The 8,821-nt window shown below is 66.8% G+C and carries 6 protein-coding genes; 3 read left to right on the plus strand and 3 right to left on the minus strand.

Annotated elements, in window-relative coordinates:
* Positions 1-2 precede the first annotated feature (2 nt).
* From L324_RS06480 to L324_RS06490, 3 genes are all read left to right on the plus strand, one after another.
* A complete protein-coding gene (locus L324_RS06480) occupies positions 3-1,736 on the plus strand; it encodes an ABC transporter ATP-binding protein (protein WP_037305026.1) in 1,734 nt (577 codons plus the stop codon).
* Positions 1,736-3,778: an ABC transporter ATP-binding protein gene (locus L324_RS06485; RefSeq protein ID WP_037305027.1), complete on the plus strand. Its 2,043-nt coding sequence runs from the start codon at positions 1,736-1,738 to the stop codon at positions 3,776-3,778. Before L324_RS06480 ends, L324_RS06485 begins: the two co-directional genes overlap by 1 nt.
* A 125-nt stretch (positions 3,779-3,903) precedes the next feature.
* Positions 3,904-5,343: a DNA polymerase ligase N-terminal domain-containing protein gene (locus L324_RS06490; RefSeq protein WP_063624571.1), complete on the plus strand. Its 1,440-nt coding sequence runs from the start codon at positions 3,904-3,906 to the stop codon at positions 5,341-5,343.
* A gap of 79 nt (positions 5,344-5,422) precedes the next feature.
* On the opposite strand, the gene L324_RS06495 is transcribed toward L324_RS06490, so the two are convergent.
* The 3 genes from L324_RS06495 to L324_RS06505 form a co-directional block, all read right to left on the minus strand.
* Positions 5,423-5,731, minus strand: a complete 309-nt coding sequence (locus tag L324_RS06495) for an STAS domain-containing protein (RefSeq protein ID WP_235783421.1) — start codon at positions 5,729-5,731, stop codon at positions 5,423-5,425.
* A gap of 121 nt (positions 5,732-5,852) precedes the next feature.
* Positions 5,853-7,361, minus strand: a complete 1,509-nt coding sequence (locus L324_RS06500) for a CYTH and CHAD domain-containing protein (RefSeq protein WP_235783422.1) — start codon at positions 7,359-7,361, stop codon at positions 5,853-5,855.
* A 70-nt stretch (positions 7,362-7,431) separates the two neighbouring features.
* Positions 7,432-8,289 carry a helix-turn-helix domain-containing protein gene (locus tag L324_RS06505; protein ID WP_037305033.1) on the minus strand — a complete coding sequence of 286 codons (858 nt, stop codon included), beginning with the start codon at positions 8,287-8,289 and terminating at the stop codon, positions 7,432-7,434.
* Positions 8,290-8,821: the final 532 nt, after the last annotated feature.

An 8,821-nucleotide genomic window follows, 5' to 3' on the forward strand; every position in this document is an offset into this window, starting at 1 on the left:
TTGTGCTGACGAAGCTGTTGCGCACTCACCTGCGCCCGTACCGGCGAGACCTGTGGCTGATCGTGCTGCTGCAGTTCGTCCAGACCCTCGCCGGGCTCTACCTGCCGACGCTGAACGCCGACATCATCGACGACGGCGTGGTCAAGGGCGATATCGACTACATCCTCGGCGTCGGCGGCGTGATGCTGCTGGTGTCGCTGGTGCAGATCGCCTGCTCGATCGGCGCCGTCTACTTCGGCGCCCGCACCGCGATGGCGGTCGGCCGCGACGTCCGCGGCGCGATCTTCCACCGCGTCCAGGACTTCTCCGCCCGTGAGGTCGGCCAGTTCGGCACCCCGTCGCTGATCACCCGCACCACCAACGACGTCCAGCAGGTGCAGATGCTGACGTTGATGGCGTTCACCCTGATGGTGTCCGCGCCGATCATGTGCTTCGGCGGCATCATCATGGCGCTGAACCAGGACGTCACGCTGTCGTGGCTGCTCGTGGTCGTGGTGCCGATCCTCGGGATCTCGGTCGGGATCATCATCGCGAAGATGCGGCCGGCGTTCCGCCTGATGCAGGAGCGCCTCGACAAGATCAACCAGATCCTGCGCGAGCAGATCATGGGCATCCGGGTGATCCGGGCCTTCGTCAAGGACACCCACGAGCGGCGGCGGTTCACCAAGGCCAACACCGAACTGCTGGACGTCTCGCTGGTCGTCGGCAGGCTCATGGCGCTGATGTTCCCCATCGTCATGCTCGTGATGAACGCCTCCAGCGTCGCCGTGCTGTGGTTCGGCGGGCTGCGCATCGACGACGGCAGCATGCAGATCGGCGCGCTCACCGCGTTCCTGTCCTACCTGATGCAGATTCTGATGGCGGTCATGATGGCCACCTTCATGTTCATGATGGTGCCGCGCGCCGAGGTGAGCGCCGAACGCATCACCGAGGTGCTCGACACGCACACCAGCGTCGTGCTCCCCGCGAACCCGATCAGCCCGGGCGAAGTGCACGGGCGGCTCGAGCTGTCCGATGTGGAATTCCGCTACCCCGGTGCGGAGAAGCCGGTGCTCCAGGAGATCTCGCTGCTGGCAAGGCCCGGTGAGACCACCGCGATCATCGGCAGTACGGGCAGCGGCAAGACCACGCTGCTCAACCTGATCCCCCGGCTGATGGACGCCACCGACGGTTCGGTTCGCGTCGACGGCGTCGACGTCCGCGAACTGGATCCGACCGTGCTGTCCGACGCCGTGGGACTGGTGCCGCAGAAGCCGTACCTGTTCGCCGGGACGGTCGCCAGCAACCTCCGGTACGGCAAGCCCGACGCCACCGACGAGGAACTGTGGCACGCGCTGGAAGTGGCGCAGGGCAAGGACTTCGTCGAGCGGATGCCCGAGGGGCTCGACTCCCCCATCTCCCAGGGCGGGACGAACGTCTCAGGCGGCCAGCGGCAGCGGCTCGCGATCGCGCGGATGCTGGTGCGCCGCCCCGAGATCTACCTCTTCGACGACTCCTTCTCCGCGCTCGACTACGCGACCGACGCCGCCCTGCGGCGGGCGCTGGTGGCCGAGACCGCCGAAGCGACCGTGGTGATCGTCGCGCAGCGGGTCAGCACGATCCGCCACGCCGACCGCATCATCGTGCTCGACGAGGGCCGCGTGGTCGGCAGTGGAACGCATACCGAACTCATGGACGGCAACGAAACCTACCGGGAGATCGTGCTGTCCCAGCTGACCGAACAGGAGGCCGCCTGATGAGCGCGCCCGAGTCCACAACGGACACTTCAGGCACCTCAGGTGCTTCGGCCGCTCCGGCGAAAGGCGTGGGCGAGCGCGCGAGCGCGCCTCGCGGGCCGGGACCGGGCGGCGGGGCCGCCTTCGGCCGCGGTCCGGCCGCCCTGATGGGTGGTCCGGCCGAGAAAGCGTTGGATTTCAAGGGTTCACTGAAACGACTGCTGCGCCTGCTTCAGCCGCAACGCGCCGTCCTGTACGGCATCCTGGCCTTCGGTGTCGCCAGCGTGACGCTGAGCGTCATCGGCCCGAAGATCCTCGGCATGGCGACGGACCTCATCTTCGCCGGTGTCGTCGCCAAGGACATGCCCCCGGGGCTGAGCAAGGAAGAGGTCATCGCCGGGATGCGCGCGAGGGGTGACAACACCCTCGCCGACATGTTCTCGTCGATGGACTTCGTCCCCGGCCAGCGCATCGACATCGACGCCGTCGGCCAGGTCCTGATGTGGGTCCTGCTGCTCTACATCGTGGCCGCGTTCTTCGCGCTGCTGCAGGCCCGGCTGACCACGAACCTGGTCCAGCGGGCGGTGTTCGAGCTGCGGGAGAGGATCGAGGAGAAGTTCGCCAGGCTCCCGCTGAGCTACTTCGACCGCCAGCCGCGCGGTGAGGTGCTGAGCCGGGCGACCAACGACATCGACAACCTCGCGCTGTCCCTGCAGCAGACGCTCGCGCAGATCGTGTCGTCGCTGCTGATGGTCATCGGCGTGCTCGTGATGATGTTCGTCATCTCGCCGGTGCTGGCGCTGGTCGCGCTGCTTTCGGTGCCTGCTTCGGTGTTCGTCGCGGCCAAGATCGGCAAGAAGGCGCAGCCGCAGTTCATCAAGCAGTGGTCCACCACCGGGCGGCTCAACTCGCATATCGAGGAGATGTACACCGGGCACTCGCTGGTCAAGGTGTTCGGCCGCCGTGCCGAGGCCGAAGAGGTCTTCCGCGAGCACAACGACACGCTCTACGGCGCGAGCTTCAAGGCGCAGTTCATCTCGGGCACCATCCAGCCCGCGATGATGTTCATCGGCAACCTGAGCTATGTGCTGGTGGCCGTGATCGGCGCGCTGCGGGTGGCGTCCGGGACACTGTCGCTCGGCGACGTCCAGGCGTTCATCCAATACTCGCGACAGTTCAGCCAGCCGGTCACGCAGATCGCCAGCATGGCGAACCTGCTGCAGTCCGGGATCGCGTCCGCGGAGCGGGTCTTCGCGTTGCTCGACGCGGACGAGCAGGATCCCGAGCCCGCCGAACCCGCGCGGGTGGCGAACGTGCGCGGCCAGGTCGAGTTCGAGCACGTGTCGTTCCGGTACGCCGAGGACACGCCGCTCATCGAGGACCTGTCGCTCACCGTCGATCCCGGGCACACCGTGGCCATCGTCGGGCCGACCGGCGCGGGGAAGACCACGCTGGTCAACCTGCTCATGCGGTTCTACGAACTCGACGGTGGCCGGATCACCCTCGACGGTGTCGACATCGCCGAGATGGACCGCGAGGACCTGCGGTCGAAGACCGGCATGGTGCTGCAGGACGCGTGGCTGTTCGGCGGCACCATCGCGGAGAACATCGCCTACGGTTCCGAGGGCGCCACGCACGAGGAGATCGTCGCGGCGGCCAAGGCGACCCACGTCGACCGCTTCGTCCGCACCCTGCCGGAGGGGTATGACACGGTCATCGACGACGAGGGCGGCACGGTCAGCGCGGGTGAGAAACAGCTGATCACCGTCGCACGGGCGTTCCTGGCGAAGCCCGCGATCCTCATCCTCGACGAGGCCACGAGTTCGGTCGACACCCGGACCGAGGTGCTGATCCAGCGGGCGATGAACTCGCTGCGCGAGGGACGGACGAGTTTCGTCATCGCGCACCGGCTCTCCACCATCCGCGACGCGGATGTCATCCTCGTGATGGAGAACGGCTCGATCGTCGAACAGGGCGACCACGAAACGCTGCTGCTCACCGGCGGGGCGTACTCGCGGCTCTACGCCGCCCAGTTCGCCGAGGCGTTGGCCGAAACCGACTGATCGCTCCTTCGTGAAGGCCCCTTTCCCTACTCTCACAGTGGGAAAAGGGGCCTTCACCACGCGTGGTGGCGGGGAACGGCGCTAGGCTTGCGTGACCGGATCCGGAGGGGGTGCGCTGGCCGACCATGGCGGAGAAACTCGGCGAATACCGCCGTAAGCGCAAACCGGACCGGACCCCCGAACCCATTCCGGACGGTGACGGCGAAACCGGGTCGAACGACCTCTTCGTCATCCAGGAACACCACGCGAGCAGCCTGCACTGGGACGTCCGCCTCGAACGGGACGGTGTGCTGGTCTCCTGGGCGGTGCCGAAAGGCCTGCCGATGTCGCCCGAGACCGAACGGCTGGCCGTGCACACCGAGGACCATCCGATGGAATATCTCACCTTCGAGGGCGAGATCCCCGTCGGCGAATACGGCGGCGGCAGCATGACGATCTGGGACACCGGCCGGTACGAGACGCTGCACTTCAACAACCACAAGGTCGAGATCGTCTTCCACGGTGAACGGGCACGCGGGAAATACCTCTTCCTCAACGTGAAGAAGGACGGGAACGATCGCGGCTGGCTGCTCAAACGGCTCGACCCCGCCGAACCCGGCAGAGCGGAGCTTCCCCCTTTCCTCGCCCCGATGCTGACCAAACCCGGACGTCTCCCCTCGACCGGCGAAGACGCGGAATGGGCTTACGAATTCGACTGGTCCGGGCGCCGCACCCTCATGCGCGTGTCCGGCGGCCGGATCACCGCCTACGACGATTCCGGTGACGACGTGACCGGGCTGTACCCCGAGTTCCGCGGCCTCGGCGAGCAACTCGGTGCCACAGAAGCCTTTCTCGACGGGGAAATCGTCGTCTTCGACGGTGGGAAGCCGAGTGTGGACGGACTCGGGCACCGCGCGCGGGCCACGAAGAACTCCGCGAAACGGCTCACCGCCCGGTATCCGGCGTTCTACCTGGTGAACGATCTCCTGCACCTGGACGGCCGTTCCTGCGTCGATGCGTCCTATGTCGAGCGGCGGGAACTCCTCGACGGACTCGGTCTCGCCGGACCTCATTGGCAGGTCCCCCGGCACTACCTCGGGGACGGCGGCGCGGTCGCGCGGGCGGCCCGCGAACACGGACTCGCCGGGATCGTCGCGAAACGCGCCGACTCCGCCTACCACCCGGGAAAGCGCACCGGGGAATGGCTTTCCATCACCGGCGCCAGGGTCCAGCAGGTGGTGCTGGGCGGCTGGCGGCCGGGAGGCGGCAGCCGAGCGGGCACGTTCAGCTCGCTCCTGCTCGGTGTCCCGTACGAAGACGGCTTGCGGTACATCGGGAACGTCGGTGTCGGATTCGCGGGCGAGGAACTGGAGGACCTCTCTCGCCGGCTGTTCCGCTTGGAGCGCAAGACATCCCCGTTCCATTCCGTCCCGGAGAAACAGGCGAAGGACGCGCACTGGTCGCGGCCGACCCTCGTCGGCGAGGTCGTCTTCGGCGGCTGGACCGACGCGGGTTGCCTGCGCAATCCGCGCTGGCGCGGCCTGCTGCCGGACGTCACCGCCGACGAGGTCGAACTCGACGGCTGACCAGGCCGTTCTTCAGATGGTCGTGAGTGGTAAGTGCCGTTAGAACGTCACTTACCACTCACGACCCACGTGAGGGGGTTTAGGCTCGCACGTCCTCGAAATCGCGCCAGACGTCGAGACCCGCGCCGACGCCGCTGACGTCCAGGATCCGCGACACCAGCGTGGTCTTCACGATCACCGAGAACCGCGGCGACACGGCATTGGCCTCCTCAAGGGCGTGCAATCCCGCGCAACTGAGGAAACCGACGCCGGACAGATCGAGGATCACCCGTTTGGCCTTGACGCACGCGCCGCTGAGTTCGGTGCGGAACCGGCCGACCGTGGCCGCGTCGATCTCCCCCACCGCGGTGAGGACGAGGACGCCGTCGGGCCGTCGGCTGCTGGTCACGGCCAAGGGAGGCGGGTCGCCGGGAACACGCTTGCCAGGCAACATTGGGGGCGCCTCTCTCCAGACCACCAAGTTCCCTCGACGGTACTCGGCGGCGGCGGCAGGTCAACCCCGCGTTCCCTCATTTGAGCCATTTCGGGCGGGAACCTTTACGTACCTCTTGCCATTCTCCGGCGAAACGCCGGTGCGCGGCTTCGGCGGTGGCGACCGAACGGCCGTACAGGAGGCCGTAGGTGAAAGCGTTTTCGCTTTCGGCGTAGGCGCGGAGCCCGAGGAGACGCAGGACCTCCCGGGTGACCACCACGTCGTGATGGGTGCCGAGCGTGCTTTGCACGGCCTTGACGTTCTTACGCCATTTTCGAAGCTTCTTGCCGGTCACCGGCCGGACCGTGTCCGCGGCGTATCGGGCGCGCTTGGCCTTCTTGCGCACCTCGTGCGACGCGGCGTCCTGCTCCGAGCCCGGCCGCAGGTCGTTCGCCGCCGCGACGGCCTTGCGCAGTTTCCGGTCCGAACGCGCCACCGCTTTGCGGAGTTCCTTCTTGCCATCCTTGATCTTCCGCGGCTTCGCGACGAGCTTTTCCAGTGCCCGCAACAGATTCGTGTACCGCTTGCTGTCGAGTGCCCGGACGGCGCGCACCTTGGCCTCCTGGGCCTCGCGTGCGAAGTGCCGCGTCATCAGCTGCTCGACGTTGCCGAGGACCAGTTCCGCCGGAAGCGCCTTGACGTCGTCGTGCAGCCGTTCGGCCATCACCTCGTTGTCCCGCGCCGGTCCGAGTTCGCCGCCCAGCCAGCGAAGTTCGGCGGCGAGCTCGTTCGCGACGTCGGAGTCGAGGGAGCGACGGAACGTCCGCAGCGCACTCCTCAGTCGCCTGCTCGCGACCCGCATCTGATGTACCGCGTCCTCGACGTCCCGGCGAACCCCGATGTCGTTGCGGCGCAAAGCGTTCAGCTGCTCGGCGAGGTAATCCGCGAGTACCGAACCGGACGCCGCCCCGGCCGACGGGACGAGTTCGTCGGTCAGCCTCCGGAGCTTCGACGGCCACCTCGACCGCTCAGCCCCCGCCTTCACGACGGCTTCGTCCAGGCTGTCGAGCACTTCGAGATCCGTGCCGGGCGAAAGCTCGATCTCGATCTCCCGCCAGCGATCGAGATGCGCCTTCTCCCCGCCCGCCTCACCGGTGACGACGTCGTCCGTCAGCGTCGCGAGCTCGCGACCTTCCTTGTCGAGCAAGGCGTACGACGTGCGCTCGGTGCGCAGGTGCGCGGCCTGGACGAGTTTGGCGCCGAGGGTGTGCGCGCGGACCAGCTTCGCCAGCGCGCCCGGCACCTTGTCCGGCTTGCCCGACAACGGAAGCCGCAGTTCCTCGCGCCTGTCCGCGCTGACCGGCAGTTTCAGATGCCAGCCCTCGTCGGTTCCGCCGAGCCTGCGGCGCAGCGTGATCCCCGCCTGCGCGAGCCTGAAGTCGGCGGTGTCGAAGTACGTGGCGTCGAGGACGTCCACCCTCGGTTCGGCCTGGTTCGTCACGGGACCGGCCGGGACCAGCGGCGGGATGGGCCGGTCGGCCGCCAGGTCGTACTTCCGCTCGATCTCCGCCTCGGCGACCGGGGCACCACCCTGCGTCTTCGTCACCACGAACTCCTTCTCCTCGGCTACCAGGAAGGATTACCCCAGGACGAGGCGCCGGGAAACCCCGATCGGGTCACTCCTCCATCCGGTCGTACCGGTCCGCCCACTCGGCGAGCATTTGCCGCGAATTCTCCACTGTCAGGGTATCGCTTTCCAGCCGCGCAACAAGCGAATAGTACGCCTCGACCGCCACCCGGTCGTCGATGAACATCCCGGCCGCATAGGAATCCGTGTACACCACCGCCGGATGCTCCGAGAATTCCATGATGGTGAACGAATTCTCGATTGTTCTGCTCACTTCGTTCGTTTCGGGGACGACACGGATGGAACAATAAGGGAGATTCGCCGACAGGACGAGGTGCAGCAGCTGCTCGTGCATGATCCGCGGCCCGCCGACGACGGAACGGAGCGCGCGCTCGTGGACGTAGAACCGGCACTGCGGCGGCCGGTCCCGGCGCAGCAGCTGCTGCCGGTCCATCCTGGCGCTGACGATCTGGTCCAGCCGCGCCTGATCGCGGTTGCCGAGCAGTTCGTAGGTGGTGCGGGCGTACGGTTCGGTCTGCAGCAGCGCGGGGAGGGTCAGCGACTCGTAGCGCACCAAGGTATGCGCGAGATTCTCTTGGATCATCAGGGATTTCGTCGGATCGACGAGTTCGTCGAAGTACGGCCGCACCCAGTAGAGGTCGTTGCCGGACTGCGTGAGTTCCAGGAGCAGTTCGCGCTCGGGCTCCGCCTCGCCACAGGTCGCGAGATACAGCGCCGCGTCCACGACGGACAGCTCGCGCAGGCCCTGTTCCCACCTCGTGACCTTGCTCTGCAACCAGCCGTTACGGCGGCTGACGTCGGCTCCGCTGAAGTGCCTGCGCTGCCGGAACGCCTTCATGCGGTGGCCCAGTTCCCGGGTCCGCGCCGTCGAATCCTTCTCAACCATGCGGGCCAAAGTAGAGCCGAACTCCGGCCGCGCAGTGACTGCCACGCGGTAATTCACCTCAATTGCTGACCACTTGCACTCCCGCATTCACGCGAAGCGCCGCTTCGCGAGCGAAGCACCTTCGCGCGCGAAGGGTTCTTTAAGTTTATAGCGCAAGAAAGAAATGGAGGCCAATTGCGGGAAAGGGGAATTGTTGCGGGATCGGCACGGCTCCCCCAGGCACTCCCCGCGGGCACGGGCGGCCGGTCGCGCAGCAGCCCAGGCGTCGTGAGCGGCGATGACGGTTCTATTTTGAGAGGTAGGGCAAACGTGGCGTGATCGACTCGATGCCGTGAAGGTCCCCTTGCCTACCCTCAAGGTAGCGAAGGAGGCTTTCACTACCTTGGCGACCTACGTGAGGCTCCCTCACGAGACGGGGACCTGTCCGCGAAGGGCAGTTTTCGGTGACTCGGTGTCCGGTTGATGCCTGAAGGCACGTTCCTGAACGGGGTCGTGAGTGGCAAAGAGCGTTCTAACGCTCTTTGCCACTCAC

Source organism: Amycolatopsis orientalis DSM 40040 = KCTC 9412 (assembly GCF_000478275.1).
In the GTDB taxonomy this organism is placed as follows: domain Bacteria; phylum Actinomycetota; class Actinomycetes; order Mycobacteriales; family Pseudonocardiaceae; genus Amycolatopsis; species Amycolatopsis orientalis.